This window comes from Microbacterium sp. GCS4, from assembly GCF_001262495.1.
In the GTDB taxonomy this organism is placed as follows: Bacteria; Actinomycetota; Actinomycetes; order Actinomycetales; family Microbacteriaceae; genus Microbacterium.
On record NZ_LGYE01000004.1, the window covers coordinates 1 to 26,285 of the forward strand.

General features: G+C 70.2%; 27 protein-coding genes. 10 read left to right on the forward strand and 17 right to left on the reverse strand.

What is annotated here, in order from left to right; genetic code table 11:
- Positions 1–165: 165 nt before the first annotated feature.
- Positions 166–813, forward strand: coding sequence for a LysE family translocator (locus AKH00_RS13985; RefSeq protein WP_050723393.1), 648 nt, complete (start codon positions 166–168; stop codon positions 811–813).
- Between the two features lie 180 nt (positions 814–993).
- A complete protein-coding gene (locus AKH00_RS13990; protein WP_050723394.1) occupies positions 994–2,103 on the forward strand; it encodes an FUSC family protein in 1,110 nt (369 codons plus the stop codon).
- A 7-nt stretch (positions 2,104–2,110) separates the two neighbouring features.
- On the opposite strand, the gene AKH00_RS13995 is transcribed toward AKH00_RS13990, so the two are convergent.
- Complete coding sequence (locus AKH00_RS13995) at positions 2,111–2,329, reverse strand: SCO4848 family membrane protein (RefSeq protein ID WP_050723626.1); 219 nt, start codon at positions 2,327–2,329, stop codon at positions 2,111–2,113.
- Between the two features lie 48 nt (positions 2,330–2,377).
- Here AKH00_RS13995 and AKH00_RS14000 point away from each other — a divergent pair, with 48 nt between their 5' ends.
- From AKH00_RS14000 to AKH00_RS14015, 4 genes are all read left to right on the forward strand, one after another.
- On the forward strand, positions 2,378–3,052 hold the full coding sequence (locus AKH00_RS14000; RefSeq protein WP_235556787.1) for an RNA polymerase sigma factor: 675 nt from the start codon (positions 2,378–2,380) through the stop codon (positions 3,050–3,052).
- A complete protein-coding gene (locus AKH00_RS14005; protein ID WP_050723396.1) occupies positions 3,049–3,510 on the forward strand; it encodes a hypothetical protein in 462 nt (153 codons plus the stop codon). The genes AKH00_RS14000 and AKH00_RS14005 overlap by 4 nt, the downstream gene beginning before the upstream one ends.
- Before the next feature lie 141 nt (positions 3,511–3,651).
- Positions 3,652–5,214 carry a S8 family peptidase gene (locus AKH00_RS14010; RefSeq protein ID WP_050723397.1) on the forward strand — a complete coding sequence of 521 codons (1,563 nt, stop codon included), beginning with the start codon at positions 3,652–3,654 and terminating at the stop codon, positions 5,212–5,214.
- Positions 5,215–5,259: 45 nt separating this feature from the next.
- On the forward strand, positions 5,260–7,710 hold the full coding sequence (locus AKH00_RS14015; protein ID WP_050723398.1) for a CHAT domain-containing protein: 2,451 nt from the start codon (positions 5,260–5,262) through the stop codon (positions 7,708–7,710).
- Positions 7,711–7,948: 238 nt separating this feature from the next.
- Here the strand turns inward: AKH00_RS14015 and AKH00_RS14020 are convergent, their stop codons facing one another.
- The 5 genes from AKH00_RS14020 to AKH00_RS14040 are packed head-to-tail and all read right to left on the reverse strand — an operon-like array spanning position 7,949 to position 12,408.
- On the reverse strand, positions 7,949–8,746 hold the full coding sequence (locus AKH00_RS14020) for a DeoR/GlpR family DNA-binding transcription regulator (RefSeq protein ID WP_050723399.1): 798 nt from the start codon (positions 8,744–8,746) through the stop codon (positions 7,949–7,951).
- Between the two features lie 4 nt (positions 8,747–8,750).
- Positions 8,751–9,602 (reverse strand): class II fructose-bisphosphate aldolase, encoded by an 852-nt coding sequence (locus tag AKH00_RS14025; protein ID WP_050723400.1) that lies wholly within the window; start codon positions 9,600–9,602, stop codon positions 8,751–8,753.
- Positions 9,599–10,531 carry a 1-phosphofructokinase family hexose kinase gene (locus AKH00_RS14030; RefSeq protein WP_050723401.1) on the reverse strand — a complete coding sequence of 311 codons (933 nt, stop codon included), beginning with the start codon at positions 10,529–10,531 and terminating at the stop codon, positions 9,599–9,601. The genes AKH00_RS14025 and AKH00_RS14030 overlap by 4 nt, the downstream gene beginning before the upstream one ends.
- On the reverse strand, positions 10,528–11,487 hold the full coding sequence (locus AKH00_RS14035) for an ROK family protein (protein ID WP_082297643.1): 960 nt from the start codon (positions 11,485–11,487) through the stop codon (positions 10,528–10,530). The genes AKH00_RS14030 and AKH00_RS14035 overlap by 4 nt, the downstream gene beginning before the upstream one ends.
- 24 nt (positions 11,488–11,511) lie before the next feature.
- Entirely contained in the window at positions 11,512–12,408 is an 897-nt protein-coding gene (locus AKH00_RS14040) for an SIS domain-containing protein (RefSeq protein WP_050723402.1), read from the reverse strand.
- Positions 12,409–12,777: 369 nt separating this feature from the next.
- On the opposite strand from AKH00_RS14040, the gene AKH00_RS14045 reads away from it, so the two are divergent.
- The 3 genes from AKH00_RS14045 to AKH00_RS14055 are packed head-to-tail and all read left to right on the forward strand — an operon-like array spanning position 12,778 to position 15,857.
- Complete coding sequence (locus AKH00_RS14045; RefSeq protein WP_235556788.1) at positions 12,778–13,899, forward strand: extracellular solute-binding protein; 1,122 nt, start codon at positions 12,778–12,780, stop codon at positions 13,897–13,899.
- A gap of 45 nt (positions 13,900–13,944) precedes the next feature.
- Complete coding sequence (locus AKH00_RS14050; RefSeq protein ID WP_082297644.1) at positions 13,945–14,934, forward strand: carbohydrate ABC transporter permease; 990 nt, start codon at positions 13,945–13,947, stop codon at positions 14,932–14,934.
- A gap of 2 nt (positions 14,935–14,936) precedes the next feature.
- Positions 14,937–15,857 (forward strand): carbohydrate ABC transporter permease, encoded by a 921-nt coding sequence (locus tag AKH00_RS14055; protein WP_200903866.1) that lies wholly within the window; start codon positions 14,937–14,939, stop codon positions 15,855–15,857.
- A gap of 30 nt (positions 15,858–15,887) precedes the next feature.
- On the opposite strand, the gene AKH00_RS14060 is transcribed toward AKH00_RS14055, so the two are convergent.
- Positions 15,888–16,187 (reverse strand): chorismate mutase, encoded by a 300-nt coding sequence (locus tag AKH00_RS14060; protein ID WP_050723404.1) that lies wholly within the window; start codon positions 16,185–16,187, stop codon positions 15,888–15,890.
- A 92-nt stretch (positions 16,188–16,279) separates the two neighbouring features.
- Here AKH00_RS14060 and AKH00_RS14065 point away from each other — a divergent pair, with 92 nt between their 5' ends.
- Positions 16,280–17,500: an AI-2E family transporter gene (locus AKH00_RS14065; protein WP_050723630.1), complete on the forward strand. Its 1,221-nt coding sequence runs from the start codon at positions 16,280–16,282 to the stop codon at positions 17,498–17,500.
- On the opposite strand, the gene AKH00_RS18010 is transcribed toward AKH00_RS14065, so the two are convergent.
- The 10 genes from AKH00_RS18010 to AKH00_RS14110 form a co-directional block, all read right to left on the reverse strand.
- The gene (locus AKH00_RS18010) at positions 17,497–17,670 is read right to left on the reverse strand and encodes a hypothetical protein (RefSeq protein ID WP_161804399.1); all 174 of its coding nucleotides are present in this window, start codon (positions 17,668–17,670) and stop codon (positions 17,497–17,499) included. The genes AKH00_RS14065 and AKH00_RS18010 overlap by 4 nt on opposite strands.
- A complete protein-coding gene (locus AKH00_RS14070; RefSeq protein WP_050723405.1) occupies positions 17,667–18,122 on the reverse strand; it encodes a hypothetical protein in 456 nt (151 codons plus the stop codon). The genes AKH00_RS18010 and AKH00_RS14070 overlap by 4 nt, the downstream gene beginning before the upstream one ends.
- A gap of 144 nt (positions 18,123–18,266) precedes the next feature.
- Positions 18,267–19,190 carry an ABC transporter substrate-binding protein gene (locus AKH00_RS14075; protein ID WP_050723406.1) on the reverse strand — a complete coding sequence of 308 codons (924 nt, stop codon included), beginning with the start codon at positions 19,188–19,190 and terminating at the stop codon, positions 18,267–18,269.
- A 62-nt stretch (positions 19,191–19,252) separates the two neighbouring features.
- Positions 19,253–19,987, reverse strand: coding sequence for an ABC transporter permease (locus AKH00_RS14080; protein WP_050723407.1), 735 nt, complete (start codon positions 19,985–19,987; stop codon positions 19,253–19,255).
- Entirely contained in the window at positions 19,984–20,664 is a 681-nt protein-coding gene (locus tag AKH00_RS14085; RefSeq protein ID WP_050723408.1) for an ABC transporter permease, read from the reverse strand. The genes AKH00_RS14080 and AKH00_RS14085 overlap by 4 nt, the downstream gene beginning before the upstream one ends.
- The gene (locus AKH00_RS14090; RefSeq protein ID WP_050723409.1) at positions 20,661–21,548 is read right to left on the reverse strand and encodes an ABC transporter ATP-binding protein; all 888 of its coding nucleotides are present in this window, start codon (positions 21,546–21,548) and stop codon (positions 20,661–20,663) included. The genes AKH00_RS14085 and AKH00_RS14090 overlap by 4 nt, the downstream gene beginning before the upstream one ends.
- A 64-nt stretch (positions 21,549–21,612) precedes the next feature.
- Positions 21,613–21,915 (reverse strand): DUF427 domain-containing protein, encoded by a 303-nt coding sequence (locus AKH00_RS14095; protein WP_050723410.1) that lies wholly within the window; start codon positions 21,913–21,915, stop codon positions 21,613–21,615.
- Positions 21,916–22,062: 147 nt separating this feature from the next.
- Positions 22,063–23,496: a dihydrolipoyl dehydrogenase family protein gene (locus AKH00_RS14100; protein ID WP_050723411.1), complete on the reverse strand. Its 1,434-nt coding sequence runs from the start codon at positions 23,494–23,496 to the stop codon at positions 22,063–22,065.
- Between the two features lie 151 nt (positions 23,497–23,647).
- Positions 23,648–25,009, reverse strand: coding sequence for an MFS transporter (locus AKH00_RS14105; RefSeq protein ID WP_050723412.1), 1,362 nt, complete (start codon positions 25,007–25,009; stop codon positions 23,648–23,650).
- An 88-nt stretch (positions 25,010–25,097) separates the two neighbouring features.
- Positions 25,098–26,207, reverse strand: coding sequence for a lactonase family protein (locus AKH00_RS14110; RefSeq protein WP_050723413.1), 1,110 nt, complete (start codon positions 26,205–26,207; stop codon positions 25,098–25,100).
- Between the last annotated feature and the right edge of the window lie 78 nt (positions 26,208–26,285).

The window sequence follows — 26,285 nt, forward strand, 5'->3', positions numbered from 1 at the left end:
AGACCGCCGGCACCGTCGGACTCATGAACACCGTCTCGGGAGCATCCACCCTCCCCGCCACCGTGTTCACCTGGGACGACCTCACCATCACCAAGCCCTGAGGCGACACCCTGAGGACGGGCGACCAGGGGACGAGCCGGGACCGGCGACGACGGGAGTGACGAGATGAACGAGATCACGATCGTCCTCGCCGCCTCCGGCGCGCTGCTGCTCGGGGCCATGAGCCCGGGACCGAGCTTCGTCCTGGTCGCCCAGACGTCTCTGGGGGCCTCGCGTCGGGAAGGCGTGGCCACTGCGGTCGGCGTCGGAGCCGGCGGGCTCGCGTTCGCCGTCCTCGCCCTGTGCGGCCTCATCGCCACTCTCATGGCGGTCGAACCGCTCTTCGTGGCCGCGAAGATCCTCGGCGCCGCCTACCTCCTCTGGACCGCCGTCAAGATCTGGCGCGGAGCGCGCATCCCTCTCCCCCAGGTGCCCGCAGGAACGCGGCGGCAAGTCGGAGGCCATCGACTGCACCGTGCATTCCTCCGCGGGTTCGCCGTTCAGCTCAGCAACCCGAAGACCGCGATCGTCTACGCGAGCGTCTTCGCCTCGCTCCTGCCCGCGGAACCGACTCTCGGGCTGGCCGTCGCACTGATCTGCGGAGTCCTCGTCGTCGAGACGGGATGGTACTCGGCCGTGGCCGCAGGACTGTCGATCGCCGTATTCAGAAGGGTCTACGAGCGGACCAAGGCCGGAGTCGACCGAGCAGCGGCCGTCCTGCTCGGGGCACTCGGGGTCAAGCTGCTCCTCTCGGCCTGGGAACGCCCCGCCTAGAGCATCCCGAGATCCGATCACGACCTCGCCCGGCGGTCACACAGCACCTCGCCCGAGCATCCGGACGACGCAGACGTCGATCCAGGCTTCTACCGCGCGCCCGCGCCTGAGACAACCCCGTCGAGCGATCGGGCCGCCGACCGTAGCCTTTCCTCCGGGGAGGTCGGCAGAGAGGACCCCGTGACGAACATCCGCTCGCGCATCCGCCCGCAGCGCCCGGCGATCGTGGCCTCCCTGCATGACGCCGTGCGTCCCGCCCGGCTCCTGCTCGTGGCGAAGACCACGCTCGCGGTCGGACTCGCCTGGGTCGTCGCCCCGCACATGCCGGGCGTTACCCAGGAGTACCCGTACTACGCGCCGCTCGGCGCACTCGTGAGCATGTACCCGACACTCATGGGCTCGATGCGCTCCAGTGTCCAGACCCTCCTGGGCCTCGCGACCGGCATCGGTCTCGCGACGATCGTCGTCATCACCGTCGGCCCGACGTGGTGGACGATCCCGGTGGTCGTCGGTGTCGGCGTCCTGCTGTCGGGGACGAACTGGTTCGGCGCCGGCAAGGAGTACGTGCCGATGGCCGCGCTGTTCGTCCTCATCATCGGAGGCCAGAACGCCGACGACTACTCCCTCGGCTACCTGACGCAGACGGCGGTCGGCGTCACGATCGGGCTGCTCGTCAACATCGTGATCGCTCCCGCACCGCTCACGCTCGCCGCCGCCGCGCGCGTGGACACCTTCCGCGACCAGCTCAGCACCCACCTGCACGACATCGGGAACGCCGTGACCGAATCCTGGCCACCCGAGCATCAGCAGTGGGCGGATGACGCCGCATCGCTCGCCGAGACCACCAGCGGGCTGCGCGCCGCCCTCGCCGACGCCGACGACAGCCGCCGCGGCAACGTCCGCGCGCGCGGCGGACGCGGCGAGACGCAGCACGTCCACGCCGAGCTGGCGTCCCTCGACCGGATCGCCCACCTCATCCGCGACATCTCCGACGCCACCGCCGACACGATCTGGGATCGCCCGGGAGCCCTGCGCCTCGACCCCGCCCTCCCCGGGCCGCTCGCCGCCGCCTGCCATGCGGTCGCCGACGTCATCGCGCAGCGCGAGCCCGATTCGGCCGAGGCGCATCGCGTGCGCGCCGATGCGGCCCGGGCCGTCCGACTGCTGCTCGAGACGGTCGACGACCGCACGATCGAGGCTCGTCGCACGATGGGCCCTGGCGTGCTCAGCGCCATGCACCTGCGACGCATCCTGATCCTCTGCGGCACCGGGAAATCTGCCGAGGACTGAACGGCGACTACAGCGCCCCGGTCAGCGCCGCGATGCCCACGAGCAGCGACAGGAGCGCGAGCACCAGGGCGATCGAGATCAGCACGATGTGCACCGTGAGGAACGCGGTCGGCTTACCCGCGGCATCCCTCGCCCTGGGGTCCTTGGCGACGCGGATGTAGAAGCGCGGCCACACGAGCGCATTGAACGCGGCGTTGAGGAACAGGACGACGGCGAGAAGAGTCACGCCTCCCACGCTAGCGGCGGTGACGACCAACGGATTTCGACGCCGTCCATGTATCAGAAAAGCCTTGCCGTGCTCCTGATGGGTGTGCTCACAATAAGACTCATGATCGACGGCGCACCCGACGGCGCCGCCCTCGATCCTGCACCGGACGACGGTGCGGCGCGCTGGCGACGCGCCGCCGACTTCTTCGAGGCATGGCAGGACGGCGACAGCCGCGCGATGGACGACCTCGTGCGGCTCATGACGCCTGTCCTCTGGCATGTCGTGCGCGCCTACGGCCTCGAGCGCACGCTCACCGAGGACGTGATCCAGACGACCTGGATGCAGCTCGTCCGCGGGCACCGGTCGATCACCGAGCCGCGCGCCGTCTCGGCCTGGCTCACGACCACGGCGCGACGCGAAGCCTGGCGCGCGGGCAAGGCCGGACGCAGGGTCGAGACGACCGAGACCGACACGCTCGACGTCCTGCTGCCGCGGCAGGAGTCGGCCGAGGATCGCGCCGCGACCGGCGAACAGAGCCGCGCGCTCTGGTCGGCCGTGCAGCGTCTCGCGGACCGCTGTCAGCGACTGCTTCGCGTGATCGCCTTCGAGGAGCGCCCCGACTATGCTCGCCTCGCCAGCGAGCTCGGGATGCCGGTCGGCAGCATCGGCCCGACCCGGCAGCGCTGTCTCGCCAAGCTGCGCGCCCTACTGGACGGATCAGCACCGGCGGGTGCGTCGTGAGCACGCCCGACCGCGAGGACGCCGAGCTGTTCGCGCAGCTGCGGTCGCTGTGGAGGGACGTCGATCCCATGCCGGCGAGCCTGATCGACCGGATGATCGCGGCCGTCGCCGCAGAGGGACTCTCCGAGGAGTACGCCCTGCTGACGCTCGTCGAACAGCCGCTCGGTGCGGTGCGCGGCGATGCCGACGCGCTTACCCTCCAGTTCAGCGACGGCACCACCAGCATCCTCCTGCACGTCACCGGTACGGCGAACGGCCGACATCGCATCGACGGCTGGGTCGACACGGCGGCCGCCGAGATCGAGCTGCGCCAGGGGGACCGCATCCGTACCACGTCGCCGAGCGAGACCGGACGCTTCGCCTTCGACGACGTGCCAGACGGGTTCACGAGCGTGCGGCTGACCACCACGGTCGGCGGCGAGGCGCGCGTTCTGGCGACTCCGCAGTTCGAGTTGTGATCGATCGCGGGTCTCCCCGCACACGGAGCGGGGATTCCCGCACACAGAGCGGGGATTCCCGCACACACACCGCGGACGACGTCCGCATGGACGCGGGGCGACCCGCAGAAGATGCGGGGACGCCCGCGGAGGGGACCGACGATGGAACAGCCGAGGGGATGGAGCTGGCAGGACAGAGCGGAGGGATCGATCCGTCGAGGGACGGCTCTGGATCCGAACGTGGAGCCGGTGGAGGGCGTCCGCGCCTTCCCCACCGCATACCTGCCCGAGCGCCTGCTGATCACGTTCGACCGGGACGACGACCACGAGGCCTACGACGGCGAAGTGAAGGCGCTGCGCGACGCCGCCGCATCCTTCGGGTGGGAACTCGACATCGAGTCCGAGGCGACGCGTCTGAACGCGGCTCCGCTGCTGCCGGGAGTGCCCGGTTTCCTGCGCGCGCGACTGCTCACACCGGATGAGGCCGTGCGCGGCGAGTCTCCCGTGGCGCCCGACGCCTGGCGGGTGCTTCAGCGTGCGCGACGGAGCACCCGTTCGACCATGCCGCGGACCAGCCTGGAGCACGTGGTGTCGATCGACCCCGTCGGGCTCAACCCGTTCAGCCGCACCAACCCCTTCAGCCGCACGAACCCGTTCAGTCGCACGAACCCGGTGCGCGGCGGAGGCTCCGGCGGGAGCGACGATTACCTCGAGCCGGGCCGCGGAGCCCGGCAGCCGGTGACCTGGGTGGGGCCGGCGCCGCAGCGCGGACCGGCGCCGAAGCGCGGCCGCAGGCCCGTCGTCGCGGTGCTCGACACCGGATGCGGCGTGCACGACTGGCTCCCCGATGACATCGTCACGCGTCAGGTCGAGCTCGACGGCGTGCCGATCGGGCTCACCGACGACGCCGATCCGGAGCGCTACCCCGACCTGTACGGGCAGCTGGACGGCGAAATCGACGCCGTCGCCGGACACGGCACGTTCATCGCGGGCATCATCCGCCAGGCGGCGCCGGACGCCGACATCCTGTCCGTGCGGATGGCCGGAGCCCTCGGGGTGATCGACGAGAGCACATTCCTCACGACGGTCGCGCAGGTCGTGGAGCTGCTGCGTCGCCACCGCGCGGACCCCTCGACCGGGCATCCGATCGACGTGCTGAACCTCTCGCTCGGCTACTACCACGAGACCCCCGAGGACGGCCTGTTCAGCACGACGCTCACCGCCCTGCTCGCGAAGGCCCGTGAGCTCGGATGCGTGGTGGTGTGCTCCGCGGGCAACGATGCGATCGACCGGCCGTCGTTCCCGGCATCCCTGTGGCCGTGGCCGGGAGCGGACAACGGCATCGTTCCCGACAAGGACGCGCCGCTGGTCTCCGTCGGCGCCCTCAACCCCTCCGCCCGCTCGGTCGCGTTGTTCTCGAACGTCGGACCGTGGGTGCGCGTCTACGCGCCGGGCGCGGCGGTCGTCAGCACGTCGCCCGGGTTCGTGGGTGGCGAGCAGGCGTCCACGCGGGCCGACGTCGACGGGCTGCACCGCGAGACGATCGACCCGGACGACTATCGGGGCGGCTTCGCGATCTGGAGCGGCACGTCGTTCGCGGCACCGTATGTCGCAGGACGGATCGCCGCACAGCTCGGGGCCGTGCCGCCCGACGGAGTCACGATGAAGGCGGCGGCGACGGCAGTCGACGCGGTCCTGAAAGGACTGCCGGCACCGCGGGACTGACTCGGCGCACTTCCGCCCGCACGCGCATACCGGCATTCTGGGAGGATGCCTCTGACCGCGCTCGAACTGCATCAGCGCGGCGTCGCGGCGGCCAACTCCCGGCGGTTCGGACAGGCGCGGCGCGCGCTCGCCACGGCATCCGCCCGCGCCTCCGATGACGACCTCCGCGCGCGCATCGACGGCACGCTGGCGTACGTCCTCGCGCAGACCGGCGAACCGGCCGAGGCCGAGCGGCTGTCGCGGGCCGCCCTCGCCAGGACGGGCCTGCGCGCCGAGACCCTCGCCGTGCTGAACGGCCAGCTCGGCACGCTGCTCATGCACGGAGGGCGACTCGACGAGGCCGAGGACTTCCTCACCCGCGCGATCGACGCCCTCGACGAGAACTCCGTCGAGCGGGCGAACCTCCTGATGAGCCGCTCCATGGTCGGGATGCAACGGCACGACCTCCCGCAGTGCGAGTCCGACCTCCGCGCCGCCATCGCTGTATACGACGCCCTCGGCGACGAGGAGCCGCTGGCCGAGGCACGCCACAACCTCGGCTACGCGGCCCTGCTCGGAGGCGACCTCGTCACGGCGCTCGGCCACATGACCGCGTCGCGCCCGACGTTCGCGGCCACGAGCGCCCTCGCCGTCGCGATCAGCGACCTCGACCGCGCCGAGGTGCTCCGCGACGCAGGACTGACCACCGAGGCCGAGGAACTGCTCGGCAAGGTCGCGACGCAGTTCGGCGCACAGCGCATGCGGCAGTCCCGGGGCGAGGCGGAGTTCCACCTGGCGCGCTCCCTCCTGCGCCACGACCCGGCAGCGGCCGAGCGCTCGGCGACCACCGCCGCACGGCGGTTCACCGCCCTCGGCAGCGAGGGCTGGGCGGCGCGAGCCGAGGCCGTGCGGCTCGAGGCGCGGCTGCGCGCTCGTCCCGGCAGCTCCATCGATCACGGTCGGTTCGCGCGCACGAGCGCGGCACTCGCTCGCGGCGGCTTCGCGACCGAGGCCACCGCGCTGACGCTGACCGCCCGACTGGCCGACGGGAAGCGGATGCCGCGGCTCGCCGCCGACGCCCCCACGCCGCTGCGACTCCGCGCCCAGGAGGTGCGCGCCGTCCGCGCCTCCGCCGCCGGACGCGACGCCGACGCGCGGCGGGCCGCGGCCGCGGGACTCGACCTGCTCACATCCTGGCAGCAGTCGTTCGGTGCGCTCGATCTGCAGGCCTCCGTCGCGATGCACGGCACCGAGCTCATGTTCGCGGGGCTCGCGGCGGCGGCGCGCTCGCGCGACCCGCGCATCCTGTTCGAATGGTCGGAGCGGGCACGGCACCTGAGCCAGCAGGTCGCGCCCGTGCGGCCGCCGCGCGATGCGGAGCTCGCGGCGGACCTCGCCGAGCTGCGGATGCTGCGCGCCGATCTCGCGGGCTCCGACTGGACCGCCGATGCGCGGGTGCGGGTGCTGCGCGATCGGGTGCGCGACCGGCAGTGGTCGACGACCCGCGCAGGCTCCAGCCGCGATCGACTCGATCTCACGGCGACGCGCGAACGCCTCTCGCCCGGCACGGCGGTGCTCGCCTACGTGTTCACCGGCGTCGACCTGCTCTGCACCGTGGTGACGGCGGGCGGCGCGACCGTCGTCGAGCTGTCGTGGCCTCGCATCCGCACCGCACTGGATGGGCTCCGGGCCGATCTCGACGTCGCCGCGCTCACGCACGGCGGCCCGATGGCCGGTATCGTCGCGCGATCGCTGGACGAGCGGATGCAGGTGCTCGACGTCGAGCTCTTGCGGCCGGTCCTCGCCGCGGCGCACGGCGCCGAGCGGCTCGCACTCACCGTGCCCGGCATCCTCGGCGGCATCCCGTGGGCGATGCTCCCCGGCACGGCGAGCGTCCCGTTCACGATCGCCACCTCGGTGTCGCGCTGGCTCGGCGACGACACCCGGGATGGCAGGCCGGCCCCGCGGGCGACGACGACAATGCGCCGGGCCGGATTCGCGGCAGGTCCGAGGGTGGTGCGTGCCGACGAGGAGGTGCACACCGCGGCGAGCGCGTGGACGGATGCCACGGTGCTCACGGGCGACGCGGCGCGGGTCTCCGACGTGATCCACCTCGCCGCCGACGCCGACGTGCTGCACATCGCCGCGCACGGCCGCCACGCGGTCGACAATCCGCTGTTCTCGGGATTCGAGCTCGTCGACGGCACGCTGTTCGGGTACGACGTCGATCTGATCCCGCGCGTTCCCGAGACCGTGGTGCTGTCGGCGTGCGAGCTGGGCCGTTCGTCCGTGCGGTGGGGGGAAGAGGCCCTGGGCATGACGCGCGTCTGGCTGCACGCGGGGACGCGGTGCGTGATCGCGGCGCCGGTGGTCGTCGCCGACGACGTCGCATGCGAACTGCTCGGCGCGGTGCACGCACGTCTCGCGGTGGGCGTCGCGCCCGCGGTCGCCCTGGCCTCGGCATCCGAGTCGACCGGGCTCCGCGCCCCGTTCCAGTGCCATGGCGACGGGCTCTGAGACTTTTCTCCACTCGATGTATCAGAACAGCCCGCCCCCGCTCCTGATCTGCAGAAGGTGCCACGCGAAGGGCTTCGGACACGGAGCACGAGGGAGGCGCGGTCGGAACTGGGGACACCTCGTGCACTGGGGAGTGCGGGGAACGACACGGCCACCATCTACTCCGGGGATGTCGCGAGGGGTCGCGACATCCCCACCAGGAGTCGCCTCGGGCGGATCCCGCGGGACGGGCCGCGGATCAGCCTGCGGCGACGACCTCGTAGCCCGCAGCGCGCAGGGCCGCGAGATCGGCGGGCGTCGCCCCGTCGTCGGTGAGGACCACGGGGAACAGCTCCGCACCGCCGACGGCGGCGAACGCCGCACGGCCAAGCTTGCTGCTGTCGGTCACGACCACGGCTCGCCCCGCGCGCGCGGCCATCATCCGATTCACGGCCGCCTCGCGCTCGTCCTGCGTGGTCGCCCCGGCGTCGGCATCCATGCCGTTCACGCCGATGAACGCGATGTCGAGACGGATGCCGCGCAGCAGCTGCTCGACGAAGGGCCCGACGAGCTCGTAGCTGCGGGAGTGGATCACCCCGCCCGTCACGACCACCTTGATGTCGGGGCGGGTCGCGAGCTGGGCCGCGATGTTCACGGCGTTCGTGACGACTGTGATGCCCGATCCCGATCCCGATCCCGACCCCGAGCCGAGGTCGTCGCGCGCCGCGAGGGCCGCGGCGATCGCGGTGGTCGTGGTGCCTCCGCTGAGCCCCACCACCATGCCGGGGTTCACGAGAGCCGCGGCGGCCTGCGCGATGCTCTCCTTCTGCTGCGTGCGCAGGTGGCTCTTGTAGCGGATCGGCAGCTCGTAGGCGACGGTCTGCGCGACCGCGCCCCCGTGCGTCCGGGTGAGCAGGCGCTGCTCGGCGAGCGAATCGAGGTCGCGCCGTGTCGTCGCGGGGGAGGCGCCGAATCGCGCCACGAGGTCGTCGACTCCGACCTCGCCGTCGGCGGCGAGCAGGTCGAGGATCGCGTTCAGACGGGCGGCGCGCTTCATGGCTCTATCCTGCCGTGACGGGTGCGAACGCGAAGAGCCGCAGGAGGCGCGCAGCCTCGTGCGCGAGCGCGTCCCTCGCCGGAGCGAGGTACTTGCGCGAGTCGACGAGCGCGGCATCCGCCTCGAGCACCCCGCGGACGGCGCGCGTGAAGTGGCCGTTGAGGTGCGTCGACACATTGATCTTCGTCATGCCCGCGCGCACGGCCCGCGCGATGACCTCGTCGGGCACGCCCGAGGACCCGTGCAGCACGAGCGGAACGTCGAGCGCCTCGTGCAGTCGAGCGATCAGGTCGAGGTCGAGGGATGCCGTGCGATCGGTCATCGCGTGCGAGGAACCCACCGCGACCGCGAGGGCGTCGACGCCGGTCGCCGCGACGAAGGCGCGTGCCTCCGCGGGATCGGTCCGCACCCCGGGGGCATGAGCCCCGTCCTTGCCTCCGACTTCGCCGAGCTCTCCCTCGACGTATACGCCGGCTGCGTGCGCCCGCTCCACGACCGCAGCCGTGAGCGCGACGTTCTCGTCGTAGGGCAGCGCACCCCCGTCGAACATGACCGAGCCGAAGCCGAGCGCGATCGCCTCGTCGACGAGCTCCGGGCGCTCGGCGTGGTCGAGATGCACCGCCACGGGCGTCGCCGCGCGCCGCGCCACCGCGAGCGTGGCCAAGGCGATCGGCTCGAGGCCTCCGTGGTAGTCGGCGCAGTTCTGCGAGATCTGGAGCACGACCGGCAGCTGCGCGGCTTCGGCGGCGCGCACGAGCCCCTCTGCGGTCTCCAGGTGGATCACGTTGAACGCGCCGATGCCGGTGCCGCGGGAGGCGGCGTCCGTCACGAGTTCGCGGGCGGACACGAGTGTCACAGTTCTTCCTCTCGGGGGATGGCGGTGACGACGAGGCGTGCTTCGAGCGCCGCCCAGTCGTCGGAGATCTCGCCGGCCAGCGGCATCGGCACGGCGGCGGCCGACCAGGCGGTGGCGCGGCGCAGCACGGTCTCGGGGTCGCGCAGTCCTTGCGCGTACAGCACGGCGCAGGCGGCGACAGCGGCATCGCCAGCGCCCGTGGGATTTCCCGCGAGCGGGGCGTCGAGTCGGGCCTGCCGCACCGCGTCGGCAGTGACCGCGAGCATGCCCTCGGCGCCACGCGACAGCAGCACCAGCTCGGCGCCGAGAGCGATCAGGGCGCGGGCCCCGGCGACGGGGTCGTCGATGCCCGTCGCCTCGACGAGTTCGGCGGCGTTGGGCTTGAGGACGGCCGCTCCCGCCTCCGCCGCGCGGAGCAGTGCCGGGCCGGAGGTGTCGACGATCGCGGGGATGCCGGCGTCGCGTGCCGTGCCGATCAGCAGCGGCACGAAAGTGTCGGGCGCCCCGGGAGGGAGGCTGCCGGAGATCACGAGCACCCGGGCGCTCGGCAGCGCGTCGACGACTTCTCCGAACAGCGCCGCCCATTCGGCATCCGTGGGGTTCGTACCCCGCTCGTTGACGATGGTGGTGTCGCCGAGCTCCTCGTCGACGATCGCGACGGTCTGCCTGGTCGGCGCCGCGACCTGCACCAGCCGATGCGGGACGCCGCTCGCACCGAGATCGGCCGCGAGCGCGATTCCGGTGCGGCCGCCCGCCGTGGCGAGGGCGAGCACCGAAGCGTCATGCGCGTGCGCGACCCTGGCGACGTTGATGCCCTTGCCGCCGGCGCGCGCTGCTCCGGCATCCGCGCGGTGCGTGGCACCGGGGGTCAGTCGATCCACGCGCCAGGTGAGGTCGAGCGCCGGGTTCGGGGTGACGGTGAGGATCATGCGAGCTCCCTCGCGCGCAGCGCCGCCCCGAGTATCCCGGCGTTGCCGGAGAGCTCGGCGGGGACGAGGTCGGGGATGCGGTGGAAGCTCAGCCGCTCCGCGAGTCGCGCGCGCAGCTCGTCGAACAGCGCCCCGCCCGCACGCGAGAGCCCTCCGCCGATCACGATCGCCTGCGGCGCGACGACCGCGGTGAGCTGGGCGAGCGACAGGGCGAGTGCGTCGAGGGCCGAGTTCCAGATCTCCGCCGCGATGGGATCGCCCGCCGTGGCGCGCGCGATCACGTCCTTGGCTCCGTCCGGCACGTCGCCGGTGGCGTCGAGGTAGCGGCGGACGATCGCCCCGGCCGAGGCCACGGCCTCGAGGCAGCCGCGGGCGCCGCACGGGCAGACCGGCCCATCGGCGATCGGCGAGTGCCCGATCTCGCCCGCGTACCCGCCTGCCGTGTACGGCTCGCCGCCGAGGATGAGCGCGCCGGCGATCCCCGTGCCGATCACCAGCACGACCGAGTCCGAGTAGGCCCGGGCGCCACCGAGGCGGTGCTCGGCCCAGCTGGCCGCGCGCACGTCGTGGTCGAACGCGACCGGCAGCCCGAGTCTCTGCGCAGCCAGGTCGCGGATCGGCGCGTCGCGCCAGCCCAGGTTGCTCGCGAAGACGCCGAGTCCGGCATCCGCGTCCACGATGCCGGGGACCACGAGCCCGACCGCACGCGGCACGACGTCGGGGTGCCTGGACGTGAGCTCGCGGGCGAGGTCGCCGAGACGGTCGATGACCGTCGCCGTGCGATCGCCCTCGACGACCGGGGTCGGCGTGCGACGCAGGTCGAGCGCGGTCCCGTCGGGTGCGAACAGGGCCGACTTGATGTCCGTCCCGCCCACGTCGAACGCCAGGACGGCGGGCCCCTCGCCGAGAGACTGCACGCCGACGGCGCGCGCTCCCTCGCTCTCAGCTGTGCTCATCGACTTCTCCGAGAGAGGCTGGCGTCATGCATCCAGGATGACGGATCGCGTGAGGTTGCGCGGCTGGTCGGGATCGAGACCGCGCGCCAGGGCTCGGTCGAGGGCGACGCGGTGCACGCGCACGAGATCCGCCAGGGGATCGATCGGATGCTGCACGAACCGCGCTCCCGTCGCCTCGACCTGGGTCGCGAGACCCTCGGGGGCGTCCCCGAACTGCCAGGTGATGCGTCCGGGTGCAGCGATCGCGATCGGACCGTGCCGGTACTCCATCGAGGCGTACGACTCGGTCCACGACTGCGAGGACTCGCGCATCTTGAGCGCGGCCTCGTGCGCCAGGCCGACGGTCCATCCGCGGCCCAGGAACGTGTACTGCTCCGCATCCCCCAGGGCGGGATCGTCGTCCGCGGCGAGCACGGCGGAGGCGTCGTCGATGGCTCGGGTCAGATCCTCGCCGAGTGACGCACGGAACAGTGCGAGCGCTGTCGTGGCGAAGCGCGTCTGCACGACCGACTTCTCGTCGGCGAACGGGAGGAGCACGGCGTCGTCGACCATGTCGACCAGCGGCGAGGTCTCGTCGCCGATGACACCGATCACGCGGGAGCGTCCCTTGAGGCGTTCGGCGATCTCCAGCACCTCCGTCGTGGTGCCGGATCGGCTCAGCGCGATGACGGCGTCGTAGCCGCGGTCGACGAACGACTCGGAGGCGGCGAACGCGTCGGTCTCGCCGAGGCCGGCTGTCTCGCGCAGCCCGGCATACGCCTGTCCCATGAACCAGGAGGTGCCGCATCCCACCACCGCCACGCGTGCTCCGGCGACGGGGAGCAGAGCCTGCTGCTCGCGCAGATCAGCGGCCTTCGCCCAGGTCTCGGGCTGCGAGGTGAGCTCGTCACGCATGTGCGCGCCGGCAGAGGTTGCGGTCATGGCTTCGCCTTTCGTATTGCTTTCGAATCTATTGATGCACTTTTTTGATTGAAATACATCATTATCGATCATAGTATGACGTTCAATCACCGGATTCCAGAACACCGTCGAGAAACCTCTTGATTAGTTCATGGGCCTGACAAATAATCATTCTCGTTCTACGCATCGTCGCGTACAACCGTTCGCGACACCGTGCACTGCCCTCCCGATCACCATCACCAACAGTGAGGAAAGCAACACATAAAGAAGTCACTGCGGTTCGGCGCGGTCGCCCTCGCGGCCACCGCCACACTCACACTCGCCTCGTGCGGCTTCAGCGGCGGCTCGGGAGGCGACGGCGGCGACGCCGACGGCAAGACCACGCTCGACATGCTCGTCCCCAGCTACTCCGACGCGACCAAGGGTCTGTGGGAGGACGTGATCGCCGGGTTCGAGAAGGAGAACCCCGACATCGACGTCAAGCTGGAAGTGCAGTCCTGGGACAACCTCGAGAAGGTCGTCTCGACGAAGATCCAGGCCGGCGAGGCACCGGACATCTACAACGGCGGCCCCTTCGCCGGCTTCGTCGGCGACGAGCTGCTGTACCCGGCGAAGGATGTCGTGTCCGAGGACACCTACTCCGACTTCCAGGACTCGTTCATCGCGAACGCCGAGGTCGACGGCACTGCATATGCGCTTCCGCTGATCGCATCCGCCCGCGCGCTTTTCGTGAACAACGCGCTGCTCGAGCAGGCCGGTGTCACCGAGGCTCCGAAGACCTGGGACGAGCTGCTGGACGCCGCGACCAAGGTGTCGGCTCTCGGGGGCGGTGTCGCCGGTTACGGCATGCCGCTCGGCTCGGAGGAGGCCCAGGCCGAGGCGGCCGTGTGGCTGTGGGGCGGCGGCGGATCGTTCGGCGACGCGTCCGAGATCACGATCGACACCCCGGAGAACCTCGCGGGCGCGGAGCAGATCAAGAAGATGATCGACGCCGGTGCGACGCAGGCCGACCCCGGCTCGACGCAGCGCTCGCCCCTCATGGACATCTTCATCCAGGGCAAGATCGGGATGCAGGTGGGTCTGCCGCCGACGGTGGGGCAGATCGAGGAGGGCAACCCCGACCTCGACTACTCGATCGTGCCGATCCCGACGAAGGACGGCTCCGCGTTCACGCTCGGCGTCATGGACCAGCTCATGGCCTTCCAGAACGACGACGACAAGAAGGACGCCATCACCAAGTTCTTCGACTACTACTACTCGGCCGACGTCTACGTTCCGTGGGTGCAGGCTGAGGGCTTCCTGCCCGTCACCAAGTCCGGCGCCGAGAAGCTCGGCGGTGACGAGAAGCTGAAGCCGTTCCTCGACGTGCTCCCGGACGCGCAGTTCTACCCGTCGACGAACCCGAAGTGGTCGGCCGCCGACGGTGCATTCAAGTCGCTGTTCGGACAGCTGCAGTCGAAGTCGGCGCAGGACGTGCTGACCGAGATCCAGGCGCAGGTCGACGCGGGCTGAGCCGCGCACCCGCAGACACCCATCACGGAGAGGTTCGAGAATCCCATGAGCCAGACCACAGCATCCTCGAACCCCGCGGGGGCGGCCACCGGCCGTCCCCGCGCCACCGGGTCCCGAGCGAGAGGAGCCGGGTCGGACCCCGCGCCGCGCAAGCCCGGCGTCAAGGACCTGCTGCAGGCTCTGCCGTGGATCGCTCCGGCGCTCGTGCTCATCATCGGCGTGGTGCTGTTCCCCGCCGGGGTGATGTTCTTCAACTCCACCCGCGACATCTCCCTGTCGGGCCTCGACAAGGGCTCGGTCGGGTTCGACAACTTCGCGACCGTGTTCGGGTTCGCCGAGTTCTGGCCCATCCTCGGCCGCACGATCGTGTGGGTCGTGGCCGTGGTGTTCTTCACCGTCGCGATCTCCCTCGGCCTCGCGCAGATCCTCAACAAGGCGTTTCCCGGACGCCAGATCGTCCGCATGGCCGTGATCGTCCCATGGGCGTCGTCCGTGGTCATGACCACGATGGTGTTCTACTACAGCCTCGAGCCGTACTTCGGAGTGTTCAACAAGTTCCTCTACGACATCGGCCTCACAGACGACGCCGTCGGCTACGGGTGGACCAAGAACCCCGCCACCGCGTTCACCTGGTCCATCGTCATCGCGATCTTCGTGTCCCTGCCGTTCACGACCTACACGATCCTCGCCGGGCTCCAGACCGTCCCGGCCGACGCGATCGAGGCCGCGAAGATGGACGGCGCCGGTCCCGCCCGCACCTACTGGACGATCATCCTGCCTCAGCTGCGCAGCGCCCTCGCCGTCGCGATCCTCATCAACATCATCAACGTCTTCAACTCCCTCCCGATCCTCAAGGTCATGACCGGCTCCATCCCCGGCTACGACGCCGACACGATCATGACGATGATCTTCAAATACATCGAGCTGCAGAAGAAGGTCGACGTCGCCAGCGCCCTGTCCGTCGTGGCCTTCCTCATCGTGATCGTGATCGTCGCGATCTACGTCAAGGCCGTCAAGCCCATGAAGGAGGTCTGACCGTGACCCTGACCGAGACCGCCCTCGTCACCACCGCCGGCACCACCCCCGCCCCGCGTCTGCCCGGCCGCAAGCGCCGGTACACCGCCGACCAGGTCACCCTCCCCCGCGTCATCCTGCGCACCGCCGCCGGGTTCCTCGTGCTCGCGATCTTCGTGCTGCCGTACCTCATCATGTTCTTCGGGTCCGTGAAGACCAAGTCGCAGATCCGCTCCGTCGACCCCACCTACCTCCCCGTCGAATGGCACTGGGAGAACTACTTCACGATGTGGTCGACGCCCGAGACGCCGCTGCCGTACAACCTCATCTCGACCATAGTGATCGCGGTCTTCGCGACCCTGCTCGTGCTGCTCGTGTCGCTGCCGGCCGCCTACTATACGGCCCGCTTCAAGTTCCCCGGGCGCATGGTGTTCCTGTTCCTCGTGATCGTGACGCAGATGCTGCAACCCGCCGTGCTCACCTCGGGCCTGTTCCGCCAGTTCACGACCCTCGGCCTCGGTGACACGTGGGCCGCGATGATCTTCATCAACGCCGCCTTCAACCTGTCGTTCGCCGTGTGGATCATGCACTCGTTCTTCGCCGGCATCCCCAAGGAGGTCGACGAAGCCGCCCAGATCGACGGCGCCGGACGTCTCACCGTCCTCTTCAAGATCAACCTGCCGCTCGTCTGGCCCGGCATCGTCACCGCGATCGTCTTCACGTTCGTCGCGTGCTGGAACGAGTTCGCCGCGTCGCTCGTCATCCTCTCCACCGACAAGAACCAGCCCCTGTCCGTCGCGCTGACGAAGTTCGTGGGTCAGTACGAGACGAGCTGGCAGTACGTGTTCGGCGTCTCGATCGTCGCGATCCTGCCCGTCGTCATCCTCTTCATGCTCATCGAGAAGCGCCTCGTCGGCGGACTCACCGCAGGCAGCGTGAAGTAAGCGGGCGCGAAGGCGGGCGCGAGCCAGGGGTCAGCGCCCCTCGGCGGCCTCCGTGTGGTGGCGGATGACCTCGGCGACGACGAAGTTGAACCACTTCTCGGCGAACTCCGGATCGAGGTGCGCCTCTTCGGCGAGCGCGCGCAGACGCGCGACCTGCTGCTCTTCGCGGCCGGGGTCGGATGCCGGCATGTCGTGCTCGGCCTTCAGGTGGCCCACCTGTTGCGTGGCGCGGAAGCGCTCCGCGAGCATGAAGATGAGCGCGGCGTCGATGTTGTCGATGCTGGCGCGGAGGCGGAGCAGTTCAGCCCGGGGATCGTCGGCGGCGGTCATGCCCCTACTCTACGGACACCGGGGCCCCACCGACCCGCCGGATGACGCGCGACGACGGGGGACCGAGGCTGCCCGCCCGCTATCGTGAGCACATGAGCGAAGAAGAGCAGCCCGCGCCCGAGACGCCCGCGGCACCCGCATCCGCTCCCCCGACATCGGTCGCGGCGACGTCCGCGCCCGTCGATGTCGCACCGACCACCGGCGAACACCATGCCGTCGCCGCCGCCCGCACCGTGGTCGAGCCCATGACGCCGAGCCGGTCGTTCTGGACGCGCATCGACCGCCCCTTCGTGTTCGGGTTCCTCGTGACCCTCGGTGGACTCGCCGCGCTCGTGCTGGGCCTCGCGCTCACGAGCCTGTCGACCGTGCTCATCTACATCGCACTCGCCCTGTTCGCCGCCCTCGGGCTGGACCCCGCCGTCCGGTTCCTCGAGCGTCGCGGGCTCTCGCGAGCGATCTCCGTCGTGGTGGTGATCCTCGCGCTCATCGTCGTCGTGGGACTCATCCTCTGGATGATCGTGCCGATCGTGATCGAGCAGATCGCGAGCTTCGTGCGCTCCGTGCCCGGGATGATCCAGGAGTTCACGCGCAGCGACATCTACGCGACGCTCGAGGCGCAGTTCGGCGACCAGTTCGAAGACCTCGTCGCCGACGTGCAGAAGTTCCTCACCGACCCCGGCAACATCGCCGCGATCGGCGGAGGCGCGCTGCAGATCGGCGCGTCGATCGCGACGGGCATCTCCGGCGCGATCGTGGTGCTCGTGCTGACCCTGTATTTCGTCGCGACGCTGCCGGCCATCAAGACCGGACTGCTGCGCCTCGCTCCCGCGCGCGACCGGGCTCGCGCCGGCGACATCACCGACCAGATCACCGACTCGGTGGGCGGCTACGTCATGGGGATGGTGGTGCTCGCGTTCTTCAACGCGATCCTCGCCTTCCTCCTGTATCTGTTCCTGGGACTGCCGTTCCCGCCCCTCATGGCGACCGTCGCCTTCTGCATCACGCTGATCCCGCTGGTCGGGTCGGTGATGTTCTGGATCATCGGGACGGGTCTCGCCCTGTTCACGAATCCGATCGGGGCCCTCGTCTTCGCGATCGTCTACCTGGTCTACATGCAGGTCGAGGCCTACGTCATCACCCCGCGGGTCATGAACAAGGCGATCTCGATCCCCGGATCGCTGGTGGTCATCGGTGCCCTGGCCGGCGGCACGCTGCTCGGACTCCTCGGCGCCCTCGTGGCGGTCCCCGTCGCGGCATCCATCCTGATCATCATCAAGCAGGTGTGGGTTCCCCGGCAGGATGCTCGGGTCTAGCCGATCTGCCGCTCGTCGGTGCTCGCACCCTGATCCCCGAATGGATCGCTGCCGAACCGCCGGATGTAGATCTCCCGGATCTCTTGAAGCTGGGCCCGCTCACGATCGCTGATGGGTTCAGCGCGCCCGGAGTCGATCCTGCGTTGCAGTCCGCTCTTCACCTTCGTCACCACGGCATCCACCTCCTCCGCCCATTGTCCGTCGCGGTGCCCCTCGTGTCCATGGCACCTGAGCTCTGAAGGTTTGCAATCGTGCGAAGAATCATCTGCGCTTCGGTCTCCGTCGCATCCTTCACCAGCGCCGCGAGCGCGTCGTTAGCGACCTCTCTGTCGATCTGACGATTCGATGCAGCGCGACCGAGCGCCCATTCCGCACGCTTCCACCATTGCTCGCGGGCGGAGTTCTCGCGGGCGATTCGGGTGGATCGATAGGCCGGATAGAACGCGACCGTCGCCGCGACCACGGCGAGGAGTCCAGCCATGGGAGGGCCTGACCAGAACGCTCGCCAGAACGGGTCATCGAGAACGAACGGAGGAAGCGCCCCTCGAATCAGCGCACCGATCATGAGCGAGACCGCAGCGGTCGCGATGATCGGAATGAGCGAGTGCCGACGACCGTCCATCGAATCCTCCCCTCAGCGGTTGCCTTCGACGCGACGGTACCGAGTTCGGAGCCACTCCGAATGAGGGCTGTGGACAACTCTCGGATCGCTGCACGCAGAAGCGCCCGGGGCCGAGGCCCCGGGCGCTTCATGTGAGACGACGACTCAGAGGAGGTCGTTGTCGGTCAGCCACTGCTTGGCGATGTCGGCCGAAGACTTCTGGTCGACCGTGCTCTGCACGTTGAGGGCGACGAGCTCCTCACCCGTGAGCTTGGCGCTGATCGCGTTCAGCACGTCGGAGACCTCGTCGGCGATGTCGCTCGACACGATCGGCACGACGTTCGACGAGATGATGAGGTTCTCGGGGTCCTCCAGGGCCACGATGTCCTCGGTCTCGAACGCCGGGTCGGCGGTGTAGATGTCCGCGACCTGGATGGCGCCGGCGAGCAGCGACTCCAGCGTGGTCTGGCCGGTGGCCGAGAACGCCAGGTCGACACCGTAGACCTCCTTGGCACGAGCCGGGCTGTACGGACGCTGCTCGAACTCGGGCGAAGCGCCGATCGTGACCTGGGTGGTGACGTTCTTCAGGTCGCCGATCGTCTTCAGGTCGTTCTCCTCGGCGAAGCTCTTCAGCACCGTGTAGGAGTCCTGGTCGGTGGCCTCGGCGAAGTCGAGGGCCGTCAGGCCGTCGGGAAGAGCGTCGCCCAGGGCCGTGTAGACGTCCTCCGGGCTCGTGACGGTGACCTCGTCGTCGGACAGGTACTCGAGCAGGCTGCCCGTGTACTCGGGGAAGACGTTGATCGCACCGGACTCGACATCGGGCATGTATGCGTCGCGCTGACCGATGTTGAGCTTCTTCTCGACGTCGAAGCCGGCGGCCTCGAGCGCCTGCGCGTAGATCTCGGCGATGATCTCGTTGGAGTAGTACGCCTGCGAGCCGACGACGATCGTGTCGCCGTTGCCCGAGCCCTCACCGGAGTCGGTCGGCTCGTCGAGCGGGTTGCTCGATCCGCAGGCCGACAGGGCGAGGGCTGCCGCGGCCACCAGGCCGACGGCGAAGACGGAGCGCTTGCCTCGTGATGTGAACATGGGATTCCTCTTCTCTGGAACTGCTGCTGTGTGACGAAAAGTCTGGTGGTGGGATGGCCCGCTCAGGCGGTGGCGGGAGCGGATGCCGTCGTGGAGGCGTCGGCACGGGCGCGGCGACCCGCGGGCCGGCCGGCGCGGAGGCCGGCCGGGACCGCGGCGTGCTGCGCGGCGGCGAGGAGCAGGTCGACGATCAGTGCGACCACCGCGACGAGGAGCGCGCCCGCGAGCACCTGGTCGAACCGTCGCAGCGGGATGCCCTGGATGATCGGGTACCCGAGTCCGCCGAGGTTCACGTACGCCGCGATCGTCACGGTCGCGATCACCTGCAGAAGGGCGGAACGGATGCCGCCGACGAGCAGCGGCAGGCCGAGAGGGACCTCGACCTTCCAGAACACCTGCCATCCCGTCATGCCCATCGACTTCGCGGCGTCGATCACGCGGCGGTCGATGGCCTCGAGACCCGTGTAGGCGCCGGCGAGGAGCGAGGGGATCGCGAGCAGGACGAACGTGATCACGGCCGCCTCGGGGATCCGCAGCACGCCGAGGAGGAGCACCAGCAGGATCAGCAGGCCGAAGGCCGGGATCGCTCGTGCGGCACCGGAGACCGCGACCGCGATCTCGCGTCCCTTGCCGGTGTGGCCGATGAGCCACCCGACCGGCAGGGCGATCGCCGCGGCGATCAAGACGGAGATCGCGGTGAGCAGGAGGTGCTGGCCGAGGAGCTTCGGCAGGGCGTAGTTGCCCGTCCACTGCTCGGGCGCGAACATCCAGGCGAAGGCTTCGGCGAAGAGGTTCATGCGGGAGCTCCCACGGCGATGGCACGGGCTGCGGTCGACTTCTTCGCGGCTCGGGTCCACGGCATCAGCGCGCGCCCCAGCAGCAGCAGGATCAGGTCGATGATCAGTGCGATGACCACCACCGCGATCACACCCGCGACGACCTCGGCGATGATGCGGCGCTCGAGCCCGTTCGTGAACAGGTAGCCGAGATTCGTCACGCCGATCAGCGTGCCGACCGTCGCGAGAGAGATGGTGCTGACGGCGGTGACGCGAAGGCCGGCGAGGATCACCGGACCCGCGAGCGGGAACTCCACGGCCCAGAACCGCCGGAACGCGGCGAATCCCGTCGCTGTGGCGGCCTGGCGAACGTCGTCGTCGACGGAGTCGAGGCCGTCCGACACCGCACGGACGAGGATCGCGATCGCATAGATCGTGAGGGCGATCACGAGGTTCGACTCGCTGATCGCCGAGTAGCCGAGCGTCGCCGGCAGCAGGATCAGCAGCGCGAGCGAGGGGATCGTGTAGAGCAGCCCCGTCAGCACGATGATCGGCCCGCGCACGAGCCGGAACCGCCAGGCGATCCAGCCCAGTGGCAGCGACAGGACGAACCCGATCACGATGGGGATGATGCTCTGGCGCAGGTGCACCAGCGTCAGGTCGAGGATCAGCCCGAGGTTGTCGCCGACCCAGTTCACGGGTGACCGCCCTGCACGGCATCGAGTGCAGCCGTGTCCGGACCGGAGAGCGGCCCGTCGGCCTTCTCGGCCTCGGCGACGATCGCACCCTGGGTGCGCCCCTCGGAGTCGACGACCACGGTGCCGTGCGGCGTCGTCTTGAGGTGCAGCGCCCGACGGCCGCGGTCCGCGCCGATGAACGTCGCCACGAAATCGTCGGCCGGGTTCTCGATGATCTCGCTGGGGCTGCCCACCTGGACGATGCGCGCGCCCTTGTCGAGGATGACGACCTGGTCTCCCAGCAGGAACGCCTCGTCGATGTCGTGCGTCACGAACACGACCGTCTTGTCGAGCTCGTGCTGCAGCCGCAGCGTCTCCTGCTGCAGGTCGGCCCGCACGATCGGGTCGACCGCGCCGAAGGGCTCGTCCATGAGGAGGATGTTCGGGTCGGCCGCGAGGCCGCGGGCGACCCCCACGCGCTGCTGCTGCCCTCCCGAGAGCTGGCTCGGGTACCGGTCGGCGAGCGCCTGGTCGAGACCCACCGTATCGAGCAGCTCGCGGGAGCGCTGGTGCGCCTGCGCCTTCTTGACGCCGTTGAGGCGGAGCACCGTGGCGACGTTCTCGATCACCGTGAAGTGCGGCATGAGCCCGGAGTTCTGCATCACGTAGCCGATGCTGCGGCGCAGTGCGACGGGATCGCCCGCGAGGACGCTCTCTCCGTCGATCTCGACCTCTCCCGAGGTCGGCTCCACCATGCGGTTGATCATGCGGAGCAGGGTGGTCTTGCCGCATCCCGACGACCCGACGAAGACGGTCGTCTTCCGCGATGGCAGGACCAGACTGAAGTCGTTCACGGCGACGGCGCCGCCGGGGAACTTCTTCGTGACGTTGCGGAATTCGATCATGGCTGTGCTCCAGTCGGTCGATCGACGAGTCGGACATCGGCGCCGTGGCGCCGCCATACGGTGGTCATGCCTCGATCTGCACGCGGGGATCGAAGGCGACGAAGCCGGAGAAATCCTTGCCGACGCGGTCGAACGCCGAGGGATACGGGGTCGGGTACGACCAGGCGTAGTCGGTGTGCAGCGCGTCACCCGCCTGGACCGAGTAGTACTGCGCCGCACCCTTCCACGGGCACGTGTACGGGGTCGGGCTCTCGACGAGCACCCCCTCGGTGATCGACGCCGGCGGGAAGTACCAGTTCCCCTCGATGCGGGCGAGGTCGCTCTCGTCTGCTTCGGCGATGACGGTTCCTGCGAGTACAGCCTTCATGGTCCTGCCTCCTCGGATGTGGGTTCGAGCGTATAAGAGGTGTGCGACATCCGTCCCGCTCTTGCGCGAAGGGTCGTCAATGTGCGAAACAATTCCCGATCTGTTCGTCACGATGCCCGCAGTGGATTGCCTGCGAGCACAGGATGCTCAGGCCGACTGTCGTCCGTAGCCCTCCAGGAGCCGCAGCCAGATCTCGCTGACCGTCGGATACGCGGGCACGGCGTGCCACAGCCGCGCGATCGGCACCTCCCCGGCGACCGCGATCGAGGCCGCCTGCACCAGCTCGGCGACCTCGGGCCCGACGAAAGTCGCTCCCAGCACGACATCGCGCGCGCTGTCGATCACGAGTCGCGCCTGGCCCTCGAAGCCGTCCTCGTAGACGCTCGCACCCGCGACCGACCCGAGGTCGTAGTCGACCACCGCGACCTCATGCCCCGCCTCGCGCGCCTGCGCCTCTGTGAGTCCGACCGAGGCGACCTCGGGGTACGAGAAGGTCACCTGAGGAGCCGCGGAGTGGTCGGCGGTCGCGACGTGCCGCCCCCACGGGGCGTCGTCCACGGCATCCCCCTTCGCACGCGCCACGATCACGTCTCCGGCTGCGCGCGCCTGGTACTTGCCCTGGTGCGTGAGGAGCACGCGCCCGTTGACGTCGCCGACGGCGTAGAGCCACTCCGAACCGGGGACGCGAAGGGTGTCGTCGACGTCGATCCAACGGCCGGGTTCGAGCCCCGCGACCTCGAGGCCGACATCGCCGCTCCGCGGCCGGCGCCCCGTCGCCACCAGGACCTCGGACGCCGTGACGGACGACCCGTCGGACAGCTCGATCGTGACGCCGTCGTCGCCGCGCGACACCCTCGTCGTGCCGGTGCCGGTGCGCACGTCGACGCCGATCTCGGCCAGGCCCTTCGAGACGCGCTCCCCCGCGAACGGCTCGAGCGAGCCGAGCAGATCGCCGCGCGCGATCACGGTGACCGTGGACCCGAGCGAGGCGTACACGGTCGCCATCTCGACCGCGACGACGCCGCCGCCGATCACGGCGAGGGACTCGGGCAGCTCCTCGGCGCTCGTGGCCTCGCGGCTCGTCCACGGCTCGGCATCGGCCAGCCCGGGGATCGGCGGGATGACGGCATCCGACCCCGTGCTGATCGCGACCGCATGACGTGCCCTGATCACACGCGTTCCGCCGTCGGCATCCGTCACCGTCACCTCGCGCTCGCCGGTGAGCCGACCGTGGCCGCGCGCGAGATCGATGCCGGCCGAGTCGAGCCATTTCACCTGCCCGTCGTCGGACCAGTTGCTCGTGAACGAGTCGCGGCGGTCGAACACCGCTCGTACGTCGAGGGCGCCGGTCACGGCCTGTGCCGCCCCTCCCACCTTCTGCGCCGCGCGCAGCGCCTGCGCCGGTCGGAGCAGCGCCTTCGACGGCATGCACGCCCAGTAGGAGCATTCGCCGCCGACGAGTTCGCTCTCGACGATGATGGCGCTCAGCCCGCCCTGCACGGCTCGGTCGGCGATGTTCTCGCCCACCGCCCCTCCGCCCAGGACGATCAGGTCGTATTCGTCGTTCTTCTCCGCAGCCATGGGGTCACCTCTCCGTCGACGGTCGCATCCGCCGCCCAGTCTTGCTCAGAAGCAACACCGAGTCACGGGTCAGTTGTTCCGGGCGGGTCGGATCCGGCATGTCGTGGGTGTCCAGCCCCCGGAGATAAACGGTCACCGGCACCGGCCGGTGTCACTCGGGCGGCGCGACCCGAGGGGCGAGCACGGCGGCCGCGAGTGAGATCACGGCGGCGAGCGCGAACACCGCGGCGAACGGGTCGGCGACGGATGCCGAGGCGAACAGCACCCCGGTCACGGCGAGCGCGAGGGCGCTGCCGAAGGAGTCGGCGACGGTCATGGCCGAGCTGTTGAAACCGTGCGCCTCGGGCGCCGACATCTCCAGGGTGAGGGCGCTCGTGCGCGGGCTCATGAGGCCCATGCCTGCACCGGCGAGGATCCATGCAGCGACGATCACCGCGAGCGGTGCAGTGACGAGCACAGCCGCGAGCGCGCCGATCACACCTGTCGCGACGAGCGCCGTGCCGAGGCGCACGGATGCGACGCTCGGCAGCCGCGCGCCCATCCGTCCTTGCACGGTCGCCGCGGCGGACCAGGACAGTGCGCCTCCCGTGAGGGCGAGGCCCGCGACGGTCGGCGACAGGTCGTAGCGGTCGGTGAGCAGGTACGGAACGTACACCTGCGCTCCGAAGAATCCGGCGGCGCCGAGTCCGCGCACGAGGATCACGGAGGGGAGGCCGCGTCGCGCCCGCAGCGCCCCCGTCGGCAGCAGCGGACGCACCGCGACGAGCGCCACGACCACGGCCGCCGCGGCGAGGACGGGTCCCGCGCCCGGGATGTCCCCCGCGAGGCTCAGACCCAGCACGGCGGCGGCTGCGAGCACCGACCAGCCCAGACGCCCCAAGGCCCACGGCGTGGCCGGGTCCCCCGCGCCCACGAGTCCGCGGAGCGCCGGCACGACCATGAGCAGGGCCGGGATCACGAGCAGCACGACGCCGAGGAACACCCAGTGCCAGCTCCACAGCTCCGTCACCGCTCCCGCGACGGTCGGCCCGACGAGAGAGGGCACGACCCAGGCGGCCGCGAAGCCCGCGAAGATCGCCGGATGCAGTGCGGTCGGGTACACACGGGCCACGACCACGTACAGCGCGACCATGAGGCCGCCGTTCCCGAGTCCCTGGGCGAAGCGACCGGCGACGAGCATCTCCATGCTCGGGGCGAGTCCCGCGACGAGCAGTCCCACGACGAACAGGGCCACCGCGGCGAACAGCGGGGCGACGGGTCCGCGGCGGTCGGCCCAGGTGCCCGCGACGACCATGCCGATCACCCCGGTCGCGAGGGGCCCCGCGAAGGCGAGCGCGTAGAGCCGTTCGCCGTCGAGGTCGGCGCTGACGGCCGGCATCACGGTCGTGACCGCGAGCGACTCGAAAGCCCCGAGGAAGACGAGCGCGCACGCGCCGATCGTGATCCAGAGGTAGCCGCGGCTCAGGATCCCGGGAGCCCGCATGGTCGGGGTGGTCCCCGTGTCGAGAGTCATGATCTCGACCGTAGAACCTCAAGTTACCTTGAGGTCAAGCGCAGCATCCCTCCGGCCGACGGTGTGCGATATCCCCGACGCTCCGCGCTCAGCGCACCGGCAGGAAGTGCGTGGGCGTGGGCACCTGCGCCTCATGCCGGATGCCGAGCACCGCGCCCGTGCGCTCGTCGAGATCCAGCAGCGTGATCGTGTCGGAGCGCTGCCCCGCCACGAGGAGCTTGCCCTCGTGCACGAGGTGATGCCGCGGCCAGTCGACCCCGGAGTCGGCGAGCGCCACGGGTTCGAGTGTCTCGCCCGCGCCGCGCACCCGCAGCGTCGCGACCGTGTTGCTGCCGCGCAACGCCGTGTACAGGAACTGGCCGTCGCGCGTGCGCGCCAGCTCCGCAGGGAAGTCGACGCCGACCTCGGCGATCGGACTCGACAGCACCGACGACACGACACGCCAGATGCCGTCCGGGCCTGCGGCGAGCGTGAACACCTCGCACGAGTACTCCGTGACGACGTGCAGGTGGCCGCTGGGGTGCACGACCATGTGCCGCGGTCCCGTGCCCTGCGGCAGGGCCACCTCGTGGTCGAGCACGAGCCCGGACGGGGTCGCACGCCAGAACCGCACGAGGTCGAATCCCAGGTCGGTCGTCGCGATGCGCCCGTCGGGCAGGAACGCGGACGCGTGTGCGTGCGAGACGCGCTCCGCGCCCGTCGCGGTCAGCGCACCGGCGTAGGGATCGGATGCCGCAGCCGCGACTCCCGCCGGTGTCGAGGTCTCGACGGCTTCGCCGAGCAGGGCCGCCCGGAGCTCGGCGGCCTTGTTCGCGGCATCCGGCACGAGCGACCCGTCGGAGGCGATGCCGATCCGCACGACGCGTCCGTCGCCGTAGCAACTCGCCACGAGATATCCGCCGCTCGGCGCGACCGTGACGTGGCACACCGAGTCGCCCGCTTCGACCGGGTCGCCGACAGGCTGCAGCGTCGATTCGCCGGTGCGACGGAACGCCTGCACCGCGGCATCCCCCTCGAGAGCCGCGTAGACCACGTTCAGGGTCGGATGCTGCGCGAGCCACGAGGGCGAGGGGGTCTGCGTGACCGCGCCGCGGTACGAGAGCTTCGTGGGCGTCTGCTCGTCCCCCGCCAGCAGGCCGATGCCGTCGGCGGAACCCTCCATGGCGGCACCGTAGCCGCCCAGCCAGAACCGTGTCATGTCCCGCTCCCCACCCGTCTATTTCTGCCGTTTGGCACGAATGCCCGCCCGCCGATGCGCATATGACGCAAATAGACG